The following is a 21126-nucleotide window of genomic DNA, read 5'->3' as shown; positions in this document are numbered from 1 at the left end:
AAACAACGTCTACTCCTCGTCCGGGAATGTATTTCCTTCTGAGGAAATAAGTCCTTTTTCAATAGCCTTCACGACTGCTTCCGTACGGCTACTGACTCCCAATTTATGAAAAGCACTATTGAGATGATTTTTAATCGTTTTCACACTGCAATCAAGTGCTTTGGCTAACTCTTTATTACTCAGCCCTTTTCCTAACAAATCCATGACCTTAATTTCCGTCTTGGTCAAAGTGGCCTGACTGGGAGCATTGCCGGGCCCCATATTGCGCAGTCCGCTAAGTAACTTACCCATCAACTGTTGCGGAATCATCAATCCTTCTGTGGTAAATGTTTTGATCGCGTTAACAAGTTCGGCTGCCGGCAACATTTTAGACAAATATCCATTGGCTCCGGCTTGAATAGCATCCAATACGTGCGCCTCATCTTCAAAGGACGAAAGCATGAGTACGTTCACTTCCGGCACTGCTTCACGAATTTTACGCGTAGCGGCAATGCCGTCCAGTTTAGGCAGCTTAATATCCATGAGCACTACATCTGGTTTAAGTTTTTTGGCTTGCGCTACCACTTCCAATCCGTCAGCAGCTTCTCCAATGACCTCTATCCATTTTTCGGAATTCAATACATCTCGGATTCCTTCGCGAAATAAAGTTTGATCATCTGCGATTAACACTTTCACTTTTTTCTTTTTCGTGGTCATATTATTTTGCTCCCGTTCAAAATTCACCTAGCTTATAGTCCGCTGATGGGCAACGTAAAATTGAAGGTGGCCCCCAAGCCCAACCCATCACTCTGCGCCCAAATTCGACCGCCGTGATTGACAATAATATCCTTGGCAATCGACAGACCCAGTCCTAAACGACCTACCCGGCTTTTATCTCCCAGTTGCATGAAACTGGTAAACAACTCCGGCGCCTTTTCCGGATCAATACCATCCCCGGAATCCTTTATCGACACTTTAGCATTTTTTTCATCCAGTTTGCTTACGGTTACGGCAATCTGTCCGCCATCAGGCGTATGACGCACCGCATTTTCCAGAATGTTGGAAATCACTTGGCGAATGCGTTTTTCGTCGGCAAACACATTCATTTCTCCCACACTTTCAAAGGTGACCGTGATGGAACGTTTACTGGCTTTGTCCTTAAAAATCTCTGCTGTTTTCTTCAAACTGGACGTTAATTCAAAATTAGTTTTTTCAATACGCAGTTTACCTTTTTCAATAGCCGCCCAGTCCACTAAATCTTTGATTAAATGTTCAATCTGCCCCAACGATTCATCCATGTAGGACATTTTTTTGGCTTGGTCTTCGTCGGGATTTAGACGTTTTTTGAGCATATCAAAACTCATTTTTAAGGTCATCAAAGAGTTGGACAAATCGTGAGACACGATAGAAAAGAATTTGGATTTCATATTGTTCAAACGATCCAAATCTGCATTGCGCGCCTTTAATTGAGCCAATAAGTCTTTGTTGCTCTGTTCCAAAAAGTATTTATCCAAGGCACGATTAATCGTACGTTTTAAATAATCAAAATCGACCGGCTTGATCAAAAAATCATAGACTGATTCCTTCATTGCTTCCATGATGGAATTGAGAGAGGCATAGGCGGTAATCATTACAATCTGAGTCTCTTGGTTAAACCCGCGGATTTTGCGAATTAAATCTAATCCGGTTTCATCCGGTAAGTTATAATCCATCAAAATCAAATTAAAAAATTCTGAGGAAATTAAATCAACGCACTCCTGCCCATTGCCGGCTTGATAGACTTTATAGCCTTCTATTTCCAGCAAATCAGCTAAGGTTTCCCGCAAATTATTATCATCATCAACTACTAAAATTTTGACCTGTTTATCCATAGCGAGTATCTCCCTGCTTCTTATAAATTCGTAAATAAATTTCAAAAATGGCTCCTTTGTCGGGTAAATTATGCACAAATAATTTACCTTTATGCCGCGTGACTGCTTTGCGCACTACGGCTAACCCCAACCCTGTACCGCGGGCCTTAGTGGTAAAGAACGGAGAAAATATCTTCTCCTTCAACTCTTCCGGAACGCCCGGTCCTTCATCGCCTATATAAATACAAACAACCTGTTTTCCTACTTGGGTCCCCACCGTTAAACGGCCGCCTTCTTGCATAGCTTCACACGCATTGGCCAAGATATTGCGCAAGGCTTGTTTTATTTCTTCACTGTCCACTTTTAATCGTACGCTTTCCGGGTCAAGCTCTTCTTGTAAACGCACATGAGCCGGCCAGGGGAAAGAAACCAGCAAGTCATGCAGATAGCTATTCAAATCAACCGTACTCAAAATCATATCACGGCTGCGGGCAAACCCCAAGACCTCATTGATAATACTATTAGCTTGGCGAATTTCCGCTTCAATAATAGAAAACTGTTTGATCAGTTTTGGATCCGTGGGCGGTTGAATAATTTTGATTAAGCGGGTGGCATTGCTGATTACCGCCAACGGATTGCGAATCTCGTGGCTGATAATGGAAGCCATCTGACCAATGGCTGCCAACCGTTCCGCCTTCACTAATTCGCTGGTGGCTTTGTGCAATTCTACGGTACGTTGTTCTACCCGCTGTTCCAAAGCTTTATTCATGGCGGACAATTCTTTTTGGGCAGAAAGCAAAGCATTTTTGCGCACTTGCAATACGACCGTCATTTGTAAAAATACACGAGCCAACTCTCCAATTTCATTATTCGGAATAATTAAATCTGCTTCTGTGGGAATATAATCTTCTTCTTGTTCCAGTTTAACAGCTGCTTCCTGCAAGCGTTGTACCGGCTGAACGATGGGTCTTAACACCACATAGGTTACGCCTACTACAAACACCGCCACCGCCAACAAAATGACCACCAGATTCCACACGGAATGAACGGTGCTTTCCAGTAGCAATGTCCAAACGGTATGATCGGGTTGATAGACTAAAACCGTCCAATTTAGTCCAGACACCGGTGTCTGACTGGCTAACCAATTTCCCCCTGTTTGAAGATGTACACGACCGTCGCTTTTCTCCTCTAAGGCCTGTTTCATCGCCTGTAGTTGAGAAAGAAGCGGCAATTCTTCATCTGATACCAGTCCTCCTGATACGCCGGAATAAGAAATCAATTCCCCTTCATCTGTTAAAACAGCCACTTGCATATTATCGGAATATATTTTTTCCAGTGCCTTTCCCAATCCTTCCAAATCAATCTCTGCCACCAATACCTGACCGTTGCGGGAGGAATTAGCGGCTTGTAACGGATATGCCATGAGCACATACATATGCCCGTTATGACGCTGGATAGAACCCACATATTCCTGCCCTTCTTGAATACACGTCTTCAAAATAGGGGCAAGTTCTGCCTTGTAATTTAAGAAATGTCCCGAGGTTCCCGAGTGAAATAATTGATTTCCGCGACGGTCTAAAATCAGTAAATGCACAATGTCCGGGTTGCGCTTGCGTAAATACTCCAAATCCTCTTGGTCAATGGAAGTTAAATGGTCTGACAGTACGGAATGTAAATCGCTAAAGATAGAAATAAATTGAGATTGCCGGCTGACGGACTCGGAAATTAAAAAGGAAATCCGGTGGGCCATGGTGCGTTGCTTATCTAAAATTTCACTTTGCAACAACTTATTGTTAATGCGCAACACATACCATCCAATCAGCAAAATAGGCACGATTGTCACAAAACTAAGTGCAATTACCGCTTTACGAAATAAACTGCCTGTTTGCTTTCCCTTCACCATAACAACACCTTTAAAATTGGGGGCTCAGATTGCTCTTAAGCCCCCAATCTATTTGGTTGAAAAACAACTTAGCAACTACCGGTGGGTGCGGCGGGTGCATTGGGCTGCGTACGCGCCGGATTTAGAAACTCAAATCCGGGTTTTTGTGCTACGCTGCCAAAGTCCAATATTTCTTTGCCTTCCCACAAGAATGTCGGAGATGCATTGATATTATATTCTTTGCCATAGGCCGCCTCGGCTTTGAGCAATTCTATGCCTTCTTTATCAAATTTCTTGGTAATTTTGCTCACGCTGATACCGGCTTCTTCCATGGCTTTATCCCAACGGCTGGAACGATAATCTTTGTTACGAATTTCCAAATATTTCCATAGTTTGGCGGGATAGTATTTGGCAATCAACAATTGGCGAACGTCTTCTTCCCATTCGGCCGTGCCATGCAAGCTTTGGAATTCTCCGGTCTGCTCGTTGTAGTTAACAATGTAACGCAATTTGACCGTTTTATCCAACGGGAATTTGCCTTCTTTTTTGGCTTGGATAACCATATTTTCCGCCATAGCTCCATACGGGCACTGAGACATTACAAAAATTTCCAATACGCCCGGGTTCGCTGTTTTATCTGTATAAACACCGGTGCGAGTTAAGCGCGGGAAAATCAGATACGTATCATTTTGTTGTACGTAACCGGCCGCAATTTGCTGCTCTAATTTCTTTTGCAATTTCGGTGTTTTCTTTACTAAATAAAGCGGCAAGAAACTATAATCCAAGTTAGCCAATGCCGGGTCTTGTTTAGCAGTTACTACAGACATCGCCGTCACTTGCGGCACCCCTTCTAAAAAGGTGGCCAATCCGTTGGTGACACGGGGATCTTGTTTACCGGAAGCATACTCTTCTGCTTCGATGACGGTAAATTCAATCGGTTGTTTAGAAGTGGCTTTAGCATTTTTACTGCTTTTAGCCGCTTTGTCGGCTGCATAGACGGAAGAAGCCAACACACAGGCTACTACAAAAATAATAAGTCTTTTCATTCAATCTCCTCTTATTCCTTATCTTCTAATTCAATGGATACTGCACGAATGCCGATTCCACTGAGTAAATTGTATACCCACAAAAATACTACCGTGAATACCAAGAACAACAACGTATTCAAAATGGCTTGCATAATCATGTTCACCAAGAAAGCCAGATTAAAGGACATATCCGGGCTGAACAGTCCCATAATACCGTTAATCAACATGACTATAAACACAGCCACGGGAAATACGGAAAAGATCACATCTAATACACCTATCTTTTTAATTGCTACTTTCATTGTATATTCTCCCAAGGGATAAGCCCCTTTTTTTATTATAAAGTTTTTTCCGGTTCCAGCACAAGTACAATCCGGTTTTTGCCGGCATCATCGGGTAGTTGAACCGCTTTAACAATACACGGAACATTTTGGTTCTCCACCTTGCCGCGCAATACTTTGCCCGGATGTTCCATGGCTTCTCCTACCACTTGAATAATACTCTGTTGACGCCCGTCAAAAACATCTAACAAATGGATGGTACCCGTTTTCTTTAGATTCATTTCGAAATTGGTATATAAAATGTTATTGTTTTCGTCGACGACTAAAGCTCTCGATCCGCGCGGCACCGTAACTGCCAAAATAGTTTTCCACCATTTTTGCTCCTTTTCCAGAGACATGATTTCAACATTCTCTAAGCCTTTCATTTCTTCTTTAATTCTGGCCAGTAACGATGTAATAGCTGCCGCCACACTGCCAATTTCATCCGAACGTTCCGGATAAATTAGGTCCAGCCGGTTCAAAGAGACAGCATCCACTCCGTCTTTCAAAGCCTCCAAAGGACGGATAATTTTGAGCAACAAGAACAGGTACAACACACCGCCGATAAGCAGGATCATGATAAATGCTCCCACCGCATAACGCACCATAGATTGGCGGATTAGTGCTTTGGCACTGGCCCGGGAAACAGTAAGGTTAACGACGCCTGCCACCGCATCTTTGGCCATTAGCGGAATAGCCATATCATAATAATCCCCCTCGTCAAACATAATCGCCTTAGGGGTCCGTTCCCGAATAGCCTGCGGGACAACAGGGGTGTCAAATACCACTTCATTGTTATAGTCTGAATAAGACATTTTGACAAATTGCGTATTTTCATGCCAGCGAATGGATCCATCGTCATTCAAATACACCAACGTTTTAATGCGGTCATCGTTGCGTTTCCATTCTTTCATCAGCTCTGCTTCACGGAACGTGGCTTCACTACGAGGACGAGCCGCCAAACTTTGCACCAAAAGGGGCGCGCGGAAACGTACCATTTCCACCATTTCATTTTGCAGTTTTTTGTCAAACACAAATTTGAACAAGTTATAATAAAACAGACCGCCGATAATGGCAGCATACAACGATACCAATACAAACCACAAGGTCCACTTAGATGTCAGTTTCATATTCTCTCCTGCTTAGCGAATGCCGATTAATTCTTCCACTTTACGCAAACCGGAATCAGCATCTGTATTGCCTGGGTCCAACCTTTTGGCCACAATCCAGGCTTGGCGTGCCCGTTCGTAGTCGTCTTGGTTAAATGCATCCAACCCTTCCAGATATTTCTGTTTAGAGGCTTCTCTGGCTTCTTCCGACACGCGGCCAGTCGCTCCGCCAATGCCGTCTGTGGTTGTATTACTATCCGGACCCAAAGAAGGAGCTGTTCCCGGAGTAAGCGGTGTTAAACCGCCGGTATTACCTTCCACCGGCACGGTTTCAATCGGTTCTTCCTCCTCCGGTCCTTTAGCCTCTTCCTCTATCTTCTTTTTCGCGTCTTCCGCAGCTTTAGCGGCGGCTTCTTGTTTGCGGCGCAAGGCATTCTCTTTGGCATTGCGAGCGCGTTTGATCAACTGGTCCATTTGATTAGCATCAGCCCCCCACTTTTTAGCATTGGTATAGTAGGTGACTGCGCTGTCATATTTTTGCATTCCATAAGACTTATTTCCAGCATCGTAATAACTGGTGGCAATCTCGTCTTTTAACTGGCTCATGTATTTCTGTACCCGTTGATCTCCGGGTTGGATTTTAGTAATCCGTTCAAAAGTAGAGTAAGATTCCAAGTATTGCCCTTTGTTGTAGTAATCCATTGCTTTTTCCATGGCATCTTTTACTTGTTGTTGGCGCAATTGATTTTCCGTTTGGGCAATTTTATTGACTAAATTCGGATCATCTTTACGAATGAGCAAAGCGTTATACCAATTATCCAACGCTTCTTTGTAATCTTTTTTGTCGTAGGCCACATTACCGCGACGGGCATATTCTTGGGCAATATCACGATCGATACGATGTTTCCAAGATAATGCTTTTGAATTGTGCGGTTGCAGGGTTAAAATCTCATCTAATTTTTCATTAGCTTCTACCAAGCGCCCGGAATCATACATCCGGTTGGCTTCCTGAAATTTAGCATCGATAACTTCGGCTTCCGAAGTCGTACCATAGGCCCCCATATTACCGGCTTGTTTGGCTAGCGTAGAGGCCTGCGTATAATTGGGGTCAATACTCAAAATGGTTTGCGCCATTTCCTGTGCCCGTTGATAATCCCCGCGGCGGTACAGGGTATAAGCATCTTCATACACCTGATGCAACATGTAGTTTTGGATACGCTGTTTCTCCAGTTGTACGGTGGAAAGATATTGTTTCTTTTCTTCCACATCATTGAGCGTACCCAGCGTAATTTTATTCAAGTCCAACATCATCCCCTCTTCTTTTCCGTGTTGACGAATGGGATTGGGCTGGCGGAACGGAGCCGCCGCTGAGGTAAGAGAAACAGACAAGATACATAAAAATAATAAAGATTTTTTCATAAATATCCTCTTAAAAACTTAATCCTTGCGACAACAGACCTTTAATCATCGGCGACAAAATCAGAATAAAGATTGTCGGGAAAATAAATACAAATAACGGAAACAACATTTTTGTAGAAGCCTGTGCGGCCAGTTTTTCGGCACGGCTCATACGACGACTTCGCAAATCGGAGGAGAAGTTACGCAACAAATCCACCAAACTGGTACCCAACTCATCGGATTGAATAATCAAGCCGACCAAAGAGCGCACTTCCTGTACGCCGGTACGGTTTGCAAAGCGTTCCAACGCTTCACGGCGGGAATAACCCAACTTAATTTCATTGAGGGTTTTTTCCAGTTCTTCTTCCAATACCGTCTTCACCTTTGCAATACTGATAATACGTTCAAAAGCGGTTAAGTAATCCAAACCAGATTCAATAATCAGAGCGGCCAAATCTACGGTAGTAGAAAAGTTCCCCAAAATTTCGGCTTGTCGTTTTTGGATCTTACTTTTCAACATCATATCCGGCAAATAAAAACCTACCGGTACAAAAAGTATTCCAAAAACGGTTTGGAACATAATCATGATGGCCAGCGGCACCCCAATCGCACAGGCTACTTTCCAATACAGAATATTCACCGGTTGCGGATAGTCCGGGCTACCTAACTGCATATGAATTTCTTCCAACGGTTTTTCCAGATGGAAGGTATTTAAGCAGAATACAGCAACCCGGTCCCAAAACTTAGTTTCGGGTTGCAAACTGGCAAAACTGGAAGAAGACTTAAAACGTTGGGCAGCGACGTCTACAATCTGACCGCCTTCCTCTTTTGGGGCGAAAATGGCCAGCACCGCAAAAAATAAAGACACGGCTCCAAACAGTAAAATGAGATTGAGAATTAGTGATAACATGTCCATACTTATACCCTCACCTCGCCCAATTTTTGGATGAGTTTCATACCAATCATAATCCACACAAAGCAGAAGAACAGCACAAAAATGCCTACAGGAGTGGTGTAAAAGCCAATCATCTCATCGGGGCGGAACAAGAACATAACCCCTAGCATAATGACCGGCATAATACTGACCACAATGGACTGAATTTTTTGTTGGGCAGTCATAGCTTCCAATTTTTCTTCCAACTTACTTTCTTCACGAATATTTTCCACCAAGCGTGAGAAAATAACCGTCAAGTTTCCACCCACCTGTCGTTGAATGATAATGGCTTTAATCGTATAAGAAAGCATACGGCTTTCCACCCGTTCGTCCAGGCCTTCCAAGGCCTTTTCAAACGGCGTACCTAATTGATAATTCTTAATCACCAGGCCAAATTCATCGGCAATCTGCGGACGCATATCGTGTGACACCAACTCAAACCCCTGCACAATATCCATACCGGAGCGCAAAGAGTTGGATAGCAAAATTAAGGCATCCATCAGCTGGCCATTAATCTTGACCCCGCGGCTCTTTTTAAGTTTATCCAACACTACTTTGGGCATACGGATTCCGGCATAAGCACCCACTATCACAAATAGAATAAATATCAATACTCCGCCAAAACCACCCATAGATATTCCCATCAATAACCCCATCAACGCAAAGACAGCCAACGTTCCAAATACAATATACTTTACATCAATGGTCAAAAATTGACGGTTGAAATCTTCGGCCCAAATCATACTCTTTTCACGGTACTGGGCCCAACCACGATTAATTTCATCGCTCTTGGCTTCCATCAATAGATAAACCGCGTAACCAATGAGGAAAGCACCCAAAAGCATTAGCAAGGTGCTAAATAAGCGTTCACCATCGGTAGTTTGATAAATCTTGGCATCCGGCGGATTGGCCGGCAACGGAGCCGCACGGAACTCGCTCCACAGTTGATTAGCCAGTGTAACCACAGCCATCACAGATTGGCGGTATTTATTCTCCTTTTGAGCAGCAGGACTGGTAAAAGACTCAATCGTGCTATAAAACTCACGGTTCATAAATTCCAAGGTGGCCAACATAGACCGGCCGCGTCCCTGCATACTATCTTTCATGCTGTACACTTCTTGACCACGTACCAGTTCTTTATTTAAACGGTCTAAGTTAGAAACCAATTTAATTCTGTTGCTTACATAACCGCGAGAAAGCTGTTCCAGAACTACCGGTTGACTGGGATCCAAAGCATTGTTGGCCCGGTCTAAGAAAGCATATACGTTAGCAAAAGTACGGTACCAAAGAGTCGCTTCACTCAAGGTTCCTTCCCCTTGGATGTAGACCACTTTTAATTTGTCCATGGCTTCCAATTCTTTAGGAAACCAATCAGGCATCTTAATAGTTTTTCCGGCTAGATTTTTTCCACAGGATTGTGGATACTTATATTGTTTTTGATCGGCTGGCATGTCGACGTTAAAATAGTTACTCAGCGCATACATCTTAAACATCGCACACTCTATTTTGCGTTTGTCATTTTGGTCCAAAGCGCGCGCAGACACCGGCCGCGGAGCTAACACTCCCAACACCAGTATCAACAAACTAATCAGCCATCCTATCTTCTTCATGGGTTTATCCGTGTACTCCCGGCGGTGGCGGTGGGGTTTGTTCGGATTGCGGCAAGATGGGGTTATCATCTTCGTCAAACTTAATAGCCCCTTTCAAGAACACATCTTCCGGCACCGGTACCCCTTTTGCCTTAAAATCATTGTAGAAAGTAGGCAAATTGCCTGTCGGGGCGAACATCCCCTGCACTTTACCATTCTCATCTACTCCGGTCTGCACATAGCGGAACAAGTCGGTAGATTGAATCATCCCGTCTTTTTGTCCGTGCATTTCCGTGATGTAGGTTACCTTTCTGGAGCCGTCCGAAAAACGAGACAGCTGTACAATCATATTTACGGCTGACGAAATCATTTCGCGAATAGCAAAAATGGGTAAATCTCCGCTGGCCTGCATACACATGGCTTCCAAACGAGATAGTCCGTCACGCGGGGTATTGGCGTGAATAGTGGTCAGAGAACCTTCGTGACCGGTGTTCATGGCCTGTAACATGTCCAGTGCTTCTGCACCGCGGCACTCCCCTACTACAATACGGTCCGGACGCATACGCAAGCAGTTCTTAACTAAATCTTGAATGGTAATAGCACCTTTTCCTTCCACGTTGGGCGGACGGCTTTCCAACGATACCCAGTGTGGCTGTTGCAAACGAAGCTCGGCCGTATCTTCTACCGTAATGATACGTTCATCATTGGCAATATAACCGGAAAGCGCGTTCAAGAATGTAGTTTTACCGGTACCGGTACCACCGCACACAATAATGTTTTTACGAATTTTTACGCATTTCTGTAAAAATTCCATACATTCCGGACTAATCGTACCAAAGCGGAAATAATCTTCCGGTCCGAAAGGTTTTTGCGAGAAACGACGAATCGTCAAGGTAGGTCCGGACACCGCCAACGGCGCAATAATAGCGTTGACACGGGAACCGTCTTTCAAACGGGCGTCTACGAGTGGTACGGATTCGTCAATACGACGTCCTAACGGAGATACAATACGCTTGATTACCTGCACCACTTGTTCGTTATTTCTAAATTTGTATTTGGTTAAGGTCAACTTACCTTTTTGCTCGATAAAAATCTTGTCAAAGGCGTTGACCATGATTTCGGTAACGCTGGCATCGCGCATCAAGGTTTCCAAGGGCCCTAACCCCAAAATTTCATCTAACAATTCAGAAGCAAAGCGAGTACGTTGATCGCGGGAGAACTGCAAATTGGGCTGCTTTTGCAAAATGTCGTCCACAATAGCCGCCACCCGTTTGCGGGTTTGTGCACTGGCGGAACTTTCATCACTAATCACAATACGTTCCACTTCCAGCGTGCGGACTACTTCTTTGTGGATTTTTTGTTTCAAATCATCCCAGAAAGATAGTTTCGTTTTGCCGGCTTCTCCTTCTTCTTCCACTGCAATATGGCTTTCCGGCCCAGCTCCAACTCCCACTCCGCCTGCCATAATGGGAGCCCAAATTTCTTTGGCTGCTTGCGTAAATTCTTCATCTGATACAGAAGCGTGCCAATCTTTAGGTGCGGGCGTTAAATCACGGATTTTAGCCAATACTAAACGCAAGCCCTTAATCCACTCAGACTGCGGATTTGAAATAATTTCCACCCCTTTCTGATTGGAAGTGGTCATAATCCCCTCATCCCAAGGTAAAAATACATCAATACCGCGGCCTAAGGAGTTATAAAACTTTTCCACTTCTTCGTAAGGGATAGATCCCGGCATGTCGTACTGGTTACAAATGACACTTACCCGTTCCATAGGATAGCGCTGTTCTTTGTAATCATTAAACAACTGCACGGTGGAGTTCAGATGCGTACGTGTAGCATTGGACACCCAAAAAATCTTATCTGCAATATCAAAAGCAAACGCCTGCATCGGGAAAGAAGAATCCACATCCAAGAAAATATCAAACGTTTGCGATAAGCGTGACAGAATGGGAATTAAAATTTTAGGACTGATAGAGGCAATTTGGGCACGCGTATTTCCCAAAGGCAACACCCCCACCCCCCATTGAGACATGGAAATTTTACCGCGTAACAACCCGCCCACTACGGCGATGTTGGCATTGCCGAGCGTGCGCAAAATATCAGCCACGCTGACCGGCTTTTTAATATCCAAATAAAAGCTATGCTCTTGACGGGCTAAAGGATCGAGAGGAACAATTAACACCGGTCTCTTTTGAATACCGGCCCAACCAAGCGCCAAATTGAGCGTCAGGGTTGTTTTCCCTGCGCCTTCTTTGGGAGAGCTTAATGCGATAATTTTTGCTTCGCTTTTCGGGTTTTCTAATTGTTCTTCTGCCATAATTATTATTCCACCACTTCCACGGTAATAAACAAGAATAGAGAGCGTTGTTCTTCCGTTACGTCTTTATACTTAAACAACAAACCGATTAACGGAAGGCGTCCCAGAAATGGCACGCGGGTTTCACTAACGTTGCGGTAGCTGCTCTTCAAACCGCCAATCACCAAGGTTTCCCCGCTATTGAGTTCCACATGGGTTTCCACGTCACGGTTGGTGAAAGAAGGAGCCGTAGCGGTACCGACGGATACCGTACGAGAATAGTCTACTGAAGATACAGACAACTGTACCTGCAAGTCAATAATATTCCCTCTTTCCGGAATAATGGTAGGTAATACGTTTAGCAAGATACCATATTCTTCCAACTGGGAACCTACCCCTTGGTTATTTACCACCGGTATAGGCACTTTACCACCTACCGTAATTTTGGCGCTGTTACCGGAACTGGTCACAATTTTCGGGTTGGACAAAATCTGCGCCCGCCCTTCCGTTTCGGATAAACGTAAACGGGTAATGACCGCTGTCTTACGGGCAAATTCACCCAAAGATAAAATACCCGGGATGTTGGCTTCTTCAAAGTCAAAGATTTGGTTCCATTCAAACCCTTTGGCCGAAGTCATCGTACCGCCGATTTCTACCACGTCGGCACTTACAGCCACCAAATGCGTTTTCTTAGCAAATGCGGCAGGGCAAGCTAACACCAGTAGCAATATCCATAAAGTCAGTTTAGAAGTAAATTTCATAGTTTATATTATTCCTGTTTATGAAAATAATTTCTCAAAGGTGGCAATTTCCATCAAGTAGTTCGTCACATCTCCGTGAGAACGTAAGATGACGGATAACGTTCCTTCTTCCTTAGCCAAGGCTAAGTATTGTGCATCACGCGGAGACAGAGCCAAGCTCAACGCGCTCGTATCTGTATACGCGGAAGCGTCTTCCTCTTGGTTACGCAAGGCGGCGGCCGCTTTGGCATCCAATCCTTGTCCCAAGTCAGAACCTACACCTAACACTTTTACGTTCTGAAGTAGCGTTACGGTTACTTTCTGCCGAGCCCCTGTTTTCATCAGGGCCTCAAACGTGAGCAAGATGTCCACGTTATCGTCGGGTTTAATCATGCTAGCTACGTTGCTATCGACCACCATGACAAAACCTCTCATCTGAACCGGAATTTTACTGGACAAACCGGCCTCGGGAGAAAGCGAGGTAACGGCATATTTGGAAATCTGGTTTCCTTTCGGGATTTGAATCCGTGCAATGGCATTGTCTATTTTGGCAAAATCTGCATCGGTTGTATAAGTAAAAGCGTCTTTTTGCACATAGGCAGCAGGCACTTGAATGCGTTTCAAGTAGTCACGCTTAATTACTTCGCGCTCTTTAATATCGCGCACAGGCACCAAAACAGTTTTGACTGTCTTAGAAGCATTCAATTTTTTTTCAGCATTGTGTACAATCATCCAATAAACCAAAGCTGCTAAGAATGCTAACAGCAACGGAAGCATAATTCCTTTTTTCATTGTTTCTCCTTACTTGTTATTCCAATTCTTATTATAATTTAAACAAATTCTACCACAGATCACTTAGGATCCGAGCCGGCATATAATTTTTCTACCGGCATACGCGTAGTAGCTTCTATTTTGCGTACACCGTTGCGTTTCGGCTCGCTGGCGAGTAACCAACTAGTCCCCGGAAACGCTAACCGCACCGGATATACCACCGTTACGATTACATCTTCATGCCGATGTTTTTTATACATCGGGTCCACACCGGTGTTTTGCAATTTAACTTTCACCGAAATGCGGGATGCATCCGCGCCAAACACCTTTTGCTTGGCCGCGTTAATCTTTGTTACCATCGGCCCGGTACTGGCTTTACCGCTAGGCTTTTTAGCCCCTGTTAAAGCGCCGATTCGGGCAAATTCATAGGAAGCATGGTTAGCAATAATGGTATGATAGGCAATGTTGCCATATTCTAGGATAAAGAATATCATCAACATTAGCACCGGCAGAATGAGCATCAATTCTACCGTTACCTGCCCCTCATGCCTCCTATGAAAAATTGTCATTGTTCCTTCAATACTTACTAGTCTTGGTTGACGCCGCCCAAAATTTTGGCTTTGATGTTCTCAAAGACTTCCGGCATCATGTTTTTAACCAACGTACCAACGAGCAGGGCAATACCTACTACTACACCTAACATAATGATGTATTCGATGGTGTTCTGGCCTTCTTGTTTTTTTAAGCTGTTGATGGCAGCCGCTTTGGCAGCATTCAACTTATTTTGCATGGCGATAATAAACTTCATGGATTCCTCCCTAATTTAACAAATTAATTACTACTTGTGTCATATACTGACAAAATGACTTTGGCTCCTTGGTCGAACTGTTGCGGAACCATATTAGAATACAAAGCATAAAACGCTAAGAAAGCCCCAAAAAGCGAAAAAGCTGTAATAATATATTCCACAGCCGTTTGCCCTTTTTTGTTTACGACCAGGCTTTTTACTTTGTGCATCGTATTCATATTGTACACCTTCCGTCGCAACAACTCAAGCACCGCTTCCTATGCGATACTAAAATTGCACCGATACCGCAATTTGTTGCGAAGTACCTAAAGCCCCAAACGGGGTAACTGCGTAATCAATGCTGGCACCATAGCCAAATAATTCAGAGCTATAAATACCAAACCCGAAGGAAACTTTAGAGGTACTATCAAGTCCTAAACTCTTCAAATTTTTGCTTTCGCTGTAACCGGTGCTTTCACGATCGTAATAACCTACGCGCAAATCAAACCGAGCCACTTGCAATAAATCTTCCGGAATATGTACTTCTAAACCAACCCCGTAGCGGCCCTGATCGTCGCGGTATTTCATATATTCACCGGAAATGGTCCAATACTTCGTATCAATATCGGCACCCACACGCCAACCGCGCGGCATTTCTTTTTTGTCACCGATGTTAATAATGGCACCACCTAAACCTAACCAATGCCACGGACGCCCTTTAGCCCCCACATCAAAACCGACGTTGGTGTAGCGGTAGGTATCCAATTTTTCATTGATGTACTTAGCGGTAGCGCCCAGTTGTAATCCTTGGTTGAAAAATCCGCGGGCCAATGACAAACTACCCACAAAGTTCTGTACCGGTTTACCTACAGTAGGTTGTTGATAACCGTATTCATCGCGGTAATCAAAGCCGTCCATATCCATGTAGTTGAATGTTACACCGATAATCGTTTTGCCCATAGGTTGCAAATACGCTAAGGTGCGTGCCTTATAACCTTGCAAATAATCTTGATAAGCAAAAGCTAACTCCCGCGTGGTAGCGGAAGCGGCACCGGCCGGGTTCCAAAACAAGGCCTCCGGTCCTTCTGCAATAGACACATACGCGTTACCTAAGGCTTGCGCACGCGGAGATCCCGCATCAATCTTCAAGAATGCGCTAGCACTAGTACCGGCATCTGCATACGAGTCAGCCCAAGCAGCCGGAGCTGCCAAGGCGAGAGCAAAACAAGCAATTAAAACTTTATTTTTCATAGTTTGTTATTTCCTACACTTATCTCGGAATTAAAATCTTCACTACCTTTTGGCAGTGTTGTCTGCCGTTTTGAGCACGGAAATCCACTAGTCCGAAGTATACCCCGCGGGCCACACGTTTACCATGGTCGTTGGTTTTGTCCCAGAAGCAGCGCAGGGCCGCATTACGCAGGGACGGCATACCACCCGTATAAGTGGTACTGCTGACATTATTATCCGGACTGACTTGTAGAGAGCTACCCATTGTCACAGACATATTTTGAGCATCCACACAAGTGTATCCGCCTTCGCGCACCAAGTCACCGGCCAAGTTATACATCTTAATAGACATTTTACCGGGCACTGGTAACTTAGTAATTTCTAATGTACCGGTGGCTGTTTTGAACGGGTTGGGATAGAAGAATACCGTTTTCTCCCAGTCTTCGCAGACGAACTCCCCGTCACCGATAGCCACTGTAGCATGATGCAAGTTCACGTACTGATACGTATCAGCCACGTAATTTATCTTATAATCGGTGGAACCGGCCGCATCGCTACCGGCCAACACTTCTCCGGTAACAGAGTCAATATCTGCGCCATTCAACGCCGTTACAAAGCGTAACGGATAGGTACCGTCCGGCACACCCTGTTGGGCATAGTCCGTACCATCCCACACCTCTTCAATCAAGGTGGTAGATGGGCGGATACCCACAATGGATCTGACCAGCACATCGCGGATATCGGTTACTTCCTGTCCGGTGGACGGGTCACGCAAGGTACCTTTTGTATAGTCGTAAATGGTGGTACCCGGCTTAAAGATCTGGATGGCCACTTTCATCGGCACGGAAATCTGGTAAGACACTTTCATGTCTATACCACGCTTATTAATAGAGTAGGCTTCCGATTCCGGCAAGTCATACACCTTGAGCAAATCTACGTTCAAGGTCAGCTGTTTGACCGTGGGCTGATACAATCCTTCATCCGGATAGTTTTTGGCCGTCAAGCGGATTTCATAGTTACCGTTCTTGACATACTTGCCGTTATTATCGGTACCGTCCCAATACAGCTTACGAACAATGTTTGGGTCAAAGTTAGCGGTATTGGGAATAGTCATGGTGCTTAAGAATTTACACACATCCCCTGCCTTATTGTTGTAGGGCAAGCGCGAGTAAGAGGACCCTGTATCGCGTGTGGTGGTGCACAAACCGTCTTGCAAGGCCACCACAGCTACTTCCACCGTAGCCGCACGGGAAATAGAGAAGTTAATCTCATACGGCGGCACGAAAATAGGACCGGAAGACACGTTGTACAACTGCGGAGCATTGGGATACACCGCCACCGTGCCGTCAATAAAGTACACCGGCCCACGAGAGATATTAATCCGGTATACCGGTTTATCTGTAGCATACAGACCGGTTTGCGGGAGTACCTCAGCCGCGGTGCGGAACGGAATGGCTGTTGTTTGGTTGTAATAGACGTCCACCGGCTCTTGGGTACGAGCCGCAATATACAACGGATAAGTACCGTCCGGAATCATTTCATACGGACATTTGGTAATATCGGTTTGATTTTTACACGCTTGTACCGCAGCTAATGTATTTTTGCCGCCATCGGCCACAGATACCGGCGTCGGGTTATAGAAGTATTGAGCATCCCATTCTTCCATATTCACTACGCCGTCTCCGGCCTTCAAGGCAGAGCGGTTGAAAGTTTTTACCGGCTGTAAGCGCACATCCAAGGTTTGGCGGGCGCCTTCGGTATAGTTATACTCGGCTGCTTTGGGGTTAGCCGGATAATTGGTAAAGTTGGTGTCATTGACATAAATACACTGCGGGAACTTGGTCGGATCTACATATCCGCCTGTAAAGTAAGCCGCATCGGTTTGTCTGTCGCAGACGCGCGGCGGCCACGGGGCAGTAGTCCCGTCCACGCGCACCACTTCCTGAACTTCATAGTTTTCAGTAGTGGCAGTAACTGCGGAAACATATTTCAAAGCACGGTAATAATAATAGGTACTACCTGTTACCACCGGGGTCGTATATACATAGTAGGTAGAGCCTACGCTGTCCCCTGCCACTAAAGTTGCGCCGATAACCGTAGCAGGAACCGCCGTACTGGTCAAGCCCGGCAGTTCAGGCAACCCCAGCACATTGGCCGTGGTTGTTTCCTGCGTAATCTGTTGTGCACCGGCTGTCGTGTTTTGTACAGGTACCACTACATCCTTATTATATATGTTGATCTGTACATTCATGGCCTTAGAAAGCATATAACTTATGGTTGCTTTAGCCGCGCTGTCTCCATAGACATCCGTTGTAGAGACATTCGTAACTCTATACAAGTCCACCGGGAAGATAGAAGCCGCTTGGGTTTTGACACTTTGCGGGAACATGGGGTCCGAGGTTTCCACCACAAACATATAGGTGCCGGCACTGACCATACGCCCATTATCATCGCGTCCGTCCCAAGTTAATGTGTTCATCTGTTGGGCCACATTGGTGTTACCGCCTTCGTTGGTAAGGGTTTTCACCTTTACACCGGCCGTATTTTTGACATACGCATTCACGGTAGCTTCACGGGCAATAGAGTACTTAAAGATAAACGGATCTAAGCCATACGCCGTCGGGCTGGAACCGATAGTGGCGTAGCTAACGGGTTGAATAGTAATATCTACCACACCGCGTTCAATAGGCAAGTGTCCGGTATAGTAACGTTGGGTCTTTACACCGGTAAAGGCACCGGTACAAGCTGCAGCATTGCTACCCGCGGTACCGGCTGTAGAACAGGTATTAGTGGTTCCGCGTACGGTGGTAGTACAAGTATAGGCACCGTTGTTACCGCTGCAGTTAATCGTTCCGGTACATCCGGCAGACTGCGGGGTACCCGGTCCATAACAGGCCGCTGCGTTAAAATAGTGATCCGTGTACGGCACTTCTGCCCAGAGTACATATACATAGTCTCCATCCGGCATCGGTGCGCCTTCTTGGGAAGTGATCACACAATTCTGACCGGATACTGTACCTGCGTTTCCGCCTGCGGAAATCGGGTCCGTACAGAGAGTTGCTGTGCCATTCCACACGTCTCCGGTAAAGGGTAGTTTCTTTCCGCGCGGATAAGCCAAGTCACAACCGGTTGCCACATGGCACAAACCATCCCATTTATCGGGGTAGCTCAGCCCGCGATTGCGCTGTTGGTGATTGGAATAGACCAAGGAACCGGTACCATTCGCAATTACCGGGCGAGAACCGGTCGGTTCAAAGCCGCGCGTATATTCACTGGCAAAGGTGGTGCCCGGCGTATATACTTCAAAGTACACCGTGGATGCTTCCGTCGGAACATAATTGACACGGGCGTAGGCGGTAGACTGTTTGTTGAGCCCTTGCACCACAATATCGGTTAGTTTTAACGGATCCAAGCTGAGCTGGCGGGTAACCGCACGGGAGAAATCCGTGCCCGGCCATTCGTCTTGGGTCTTGGCTTGGATAGAAATCAAATAGTTATTGGCAGGCAATAAGCGGCCGGAGTCATCGCGACCGTCCCAGCTTTCGGACTCTTGCAAAATCACGTCTTTATCAGAGCCTTTCATCCCTTCGCCTAAGCGCGGCTGCCAATCCACTAAGTGGCGCACGGGCTGAGTAAGCAGGATGTTGGTGGAATCATTGTAAGAAATAGCATCTACCATGGTAGCGCTGGGATTCCAGTCAGACTGCGTATACGGCACCGCATGAGAAGCATCAAATACCTGGATACTGACATCCGCATCTTTACTGAGGCGGTAGGTTACCGTGTAAGGTGTAGCCATGACAGACGTAATAGAACCCACCACCGTAGCCGTACTGCGTACGGTGTGCACGTTGGTCACGTCTACCTGAATAGGATATTGGTTATCGCTGGGGTAAATGAAGGTATCGTCAATGGCGATTTCTTCTACAGCGATGTTATCACCGGGATAATTGGTTTTCACATTGGCGCGGAAACCAAATTGCCCGTTGGTTTTTCCAAATTCGCCTAAAATTTCATATGAACCGTCCCAAGATGTGCAGAAGCGGATTGGGTCATTGTATCCTTTACCGGTACCCATGGAACGTTGAATACAAGGAGTCTCGCGGCCATTAATACAACCGCTTCCATCATCTTTACAACCCAATACACTATTTCCACATTCTATATATTCTACTCCACCGGTTTCTTTTTTCCCGGGGACAAAACTATCTTGTGCGTCCCTAGTAGTTATCGCAGGATAGTCATAGGTAGAAGCAGTCGTATTTAATGAACGACAGCAATGAGTAACTTTTTTAATAATGTCCGAAGGAGGATTTTGACAGTTCGGCCCCATATCGCTAGAAGAAAGAGCAGACTTTTCAATACATTCGTATTGAGGGTTAGGACAACTTTGAGTCGCACCAAAGGTGGCTGCAGAACCTACGCACGAATAGGCGGCACACATGTACTTAGATAAATCCGTATCGGGCATAGGCCCCGTAGCGCCACCCACCAAAATATTATTGTCAATAATACTTTCCATAATGGTGCGCACAGCCGGGTTAGTTTCGGAAGAACCGATATCTTTGGAATTATTGTATTTGGCAATTTCAAATTGAATGGTTTGCAACGGGAAAGAAATAGAGTAAGTTGTAGCGCCGTTGGGTTTATTGGTACAATACACATCAAAGCATAACGCCAAACAATGGTTGGGATAATTGTTGGGCTGATTGGGAGCCGGATAAGGTTGATCATACTCAATAAGGGCCGAGGTATCCCACGGATCAGCAGTTTGATGAGCCGCCACATCCACGATACCGCTCTTGTACGCCGCTTGCCCGGCATTGGAAATATTGTCGGCACCCCAGTTACAATATACACTGTTGATGTCACTTAGGCCGTCAATATAATATACACCGGCAGAACGAATTTCGGCCGATTGGGCGTGCACACATTGCGGCACTACCACAAACAACAACGGCAAGACTGCCGCAATGGCCGCCTTGCTACACAAAGTTTTCCAAAAATGTTTTGTCATATGGTTTAAGTAATCCTCTTATATATCCGTCTTATAATTTACAAAATCCGTATTTTCTAACGTGGAAATCCTGACCCATCATCTTTCAGGATGACCTTGCGCACTACTTACGCGCGTCTGCGTACAGACAACCACACCTTGATACATTATATCAAAGTGTGCGGACTATATCATATACATTTTTACAACTTTT

At 45.3% G+C, this 21126-nt stretch carries 17 protein-coding genes; all 17 read right to left on the bottom strand.

Features of this window, described 5'->3' with window-relative positions:
* Positions 1-9: 9 nt before the first annotated feature.
* The 17 genes from IKN49_05840 to IKN49_05760 all read right to left on the bottom strand — a co-directional run bounded on the left by IKN49_05840 (position 10) and on the right by IKN49_05760 (position 20933).
* Entirely contained in the window at positions 10-696 is a 687-nt protein-coding gene (locus tag IKN49_05840) for a response regulator transcription factor (GenBank protein MBR3632559.1), read from the bottom strand.
* Positions 697-728: 32 nt separating this feature from the next.
* The gene (locus IKN49_05835) at positions 729-1850 is read right to left on the bottom strand and encodes a hybrid sensor histidine kinase/response regulator (GenBank protein ID MBR3632558.1); all 1122 of its coding nucleotides are present in this window, start codon (positions 1848-1850) and stop codon (positions 729-731) included.
* Positions 1843-3732: a hypothetical protein gene (locus IKN49_05830; GenBank protein MBR3632557.1), complete on the bottom strand. Its 1890-nt coding sequence runs from the start codon at positions 3730-3732 to the stop codon at positions 1843-1845. Before IKN49_05830 ends, IKN49_05835 begins: the two co-directional genes overlap by 8 nt.
* A 68-nt stretch (positions 3733-3800) precedes the next feature.
* A complete protein-coding gene (locus IKN49_05825) occupies positions 3801-4757 on the bottom strand; it encodes a hypothetical protein (protein ID MBR3632556.1) in 957 nt (318 codons plus the stop codon).
* An 11-nt stretch (positions 4758-4768) separates the two neighbouring features.
* Positions 4769-5041: a hypothetical protein gene (locus IKN49_05820; GenBank protein ID MBR3632555.1), complete on the bottom strand. Its 273-nt coding sequence runs from the start codon at positions 5039-5041 to the stop codon at positions 4769-4771.
* A 35-nt stretch (positions 5042-5076) separates the two neighbouring features.
* A complete protein-coding gene (locus IKN49_05815; protein MBR3632554.1) occupies positions 5077-6189 on the bottom strand; it encodes a hypothetical protein in 1113 nt (370 codons plus the stop codon).
* A 12-nt stretch (positions 6190-6201) separates the two neighbouring features.
* Positions 6202-7587 (bottom strand): hypothetical protein, encoded by a 1386-nt coding sequence (locus tag IKN49_05810; GenBank protein ID MBR3632553.1) that lies wholly within the window; start codon positions 7585-7587, stop codon positions 6202-6204.
* Between the two features lie 10 nt (positions 7588-7597).
* A complete protein-coding gene (locus IKN49_05805) occupies positions 7598-8482 on the bottom strand; it encodes a type II secretion system F family protein (protein MBR3632552.1) in 885 nt (294 codons plus the stop codon).
* 2 nt (positions 8483-8484) lie between these two features.
* Positions 8485-10110 (bottom strand): type II secretion system F family protein, encoded by a 1626-nt coding sequence (locus IKN49_05800; GenBank protein ID MBR3632551.1) that lies wholly within the window; start codon positions 10108-10110, stop codon positions 8485-8487.
* A gap of 4 nt (positions 10111-10114) precedes the next feature.
* On the bottom strand, positions 10115-12409 hold the full coding sequence (tadA, locus tag IKN49_05795) for a Flp pilus assembly complex ATPase component TadA (GenBank protein ID MBR3632550.1): 2295 nt from the start codon (positions 12407-12409) through the stop codon (positions 10115-10117).
* A 5-nt stretch (positions 12410-12414) separates the two neighbouring features.
* Positions 12415-13149: a type II and III secretion system protein gene (locus IKN49_05790; protein MBR3632549.1), complete on the bottom strand. Its 735-nt coding sequence runs from the start codon at positions 13147-13149 to the stop codon at positions 12415-12417.
* Between the two features lie 18 nt (positions 13150-13167).
* Positions 13168-13920, bottom strand: coding sequence for a Flp pilus assembly protein CpaB (cpaB, locus tag IKN49_05785; protein MBR3632548.1), 753 nt, complete (start codon positions 13918-13920; stop codon positions 13168-13170).
* Between the two features lie 59 nt (positions 13921-13979).
* The gene (locus tag IKN49_05780; protein MBR3632547.1) at positions 13980-14468 is read right to left on the bottom strand and encodes a pilus assembly protein; all 489 of its coding nucleotides are present in this window, start codon (positions 14466-14468) and stop codon (positions 13980-13982) included.
* Between the two features lie 17 nt (positions 14469-14485).
* Positions 14486-14707, bottom strand: coding sequence for a hypothetical protein (locus tag IKN49_05775; GenBank protein ID MBR3632546.1), 222 nt, complete (start codon positions 14705-14707; stop codon positions 14486-14488).
* Between the two features lie 23 nt (positions 14708-14730).
* Positions 14731-14925 (bottom strand): hypothetical protein, encoded by a 195-nt coding sequence (locus IKN49_05770; protein ID MBR3632545.1) that lies wholly within the window; start codon positions 14923-14925, stop codon positions 14731-14733.
* A 49-nt stretch (positions 14926-14974) separates the two neighbouring features.
* Positions 14975-15937 (bottom strand): hypothetical protein, encoded by a 963-nt coding sequence (locus IKN49_05765; protein MBR3632544.1) that lies wholly within the window; start codon positions 15935-15937, stop codon positions 14975-14977.
* A gap of 19 nt (positions 15938-15956) precedes the next feature.
* On the bottom strand, positions 15957-20933 hold the full coding sequence (locus IKN49_05760) for a hypothetical protein (GenBank protein MBR3632543.1): 4977 nt from the start codon (positions 20931-20933) through the stop codon (positions 15957-15959).
* Positions 20934-21126 lie beyond the last annotated feature (193 nt).

The organism is Elusimicrobiaceae bacterium (assembly GCA_017528825.1).
GTDB lineage: Bacteria > Elusimicrobiota > Elusimicrobia > Elusimicrobiales > Elusimicrobiaceae > Avelusimicrobium.
Note: the sequence above shows the minus strand (reverse complement) of the source record. Positions and strands in the feature narration are given on the sequence as shown.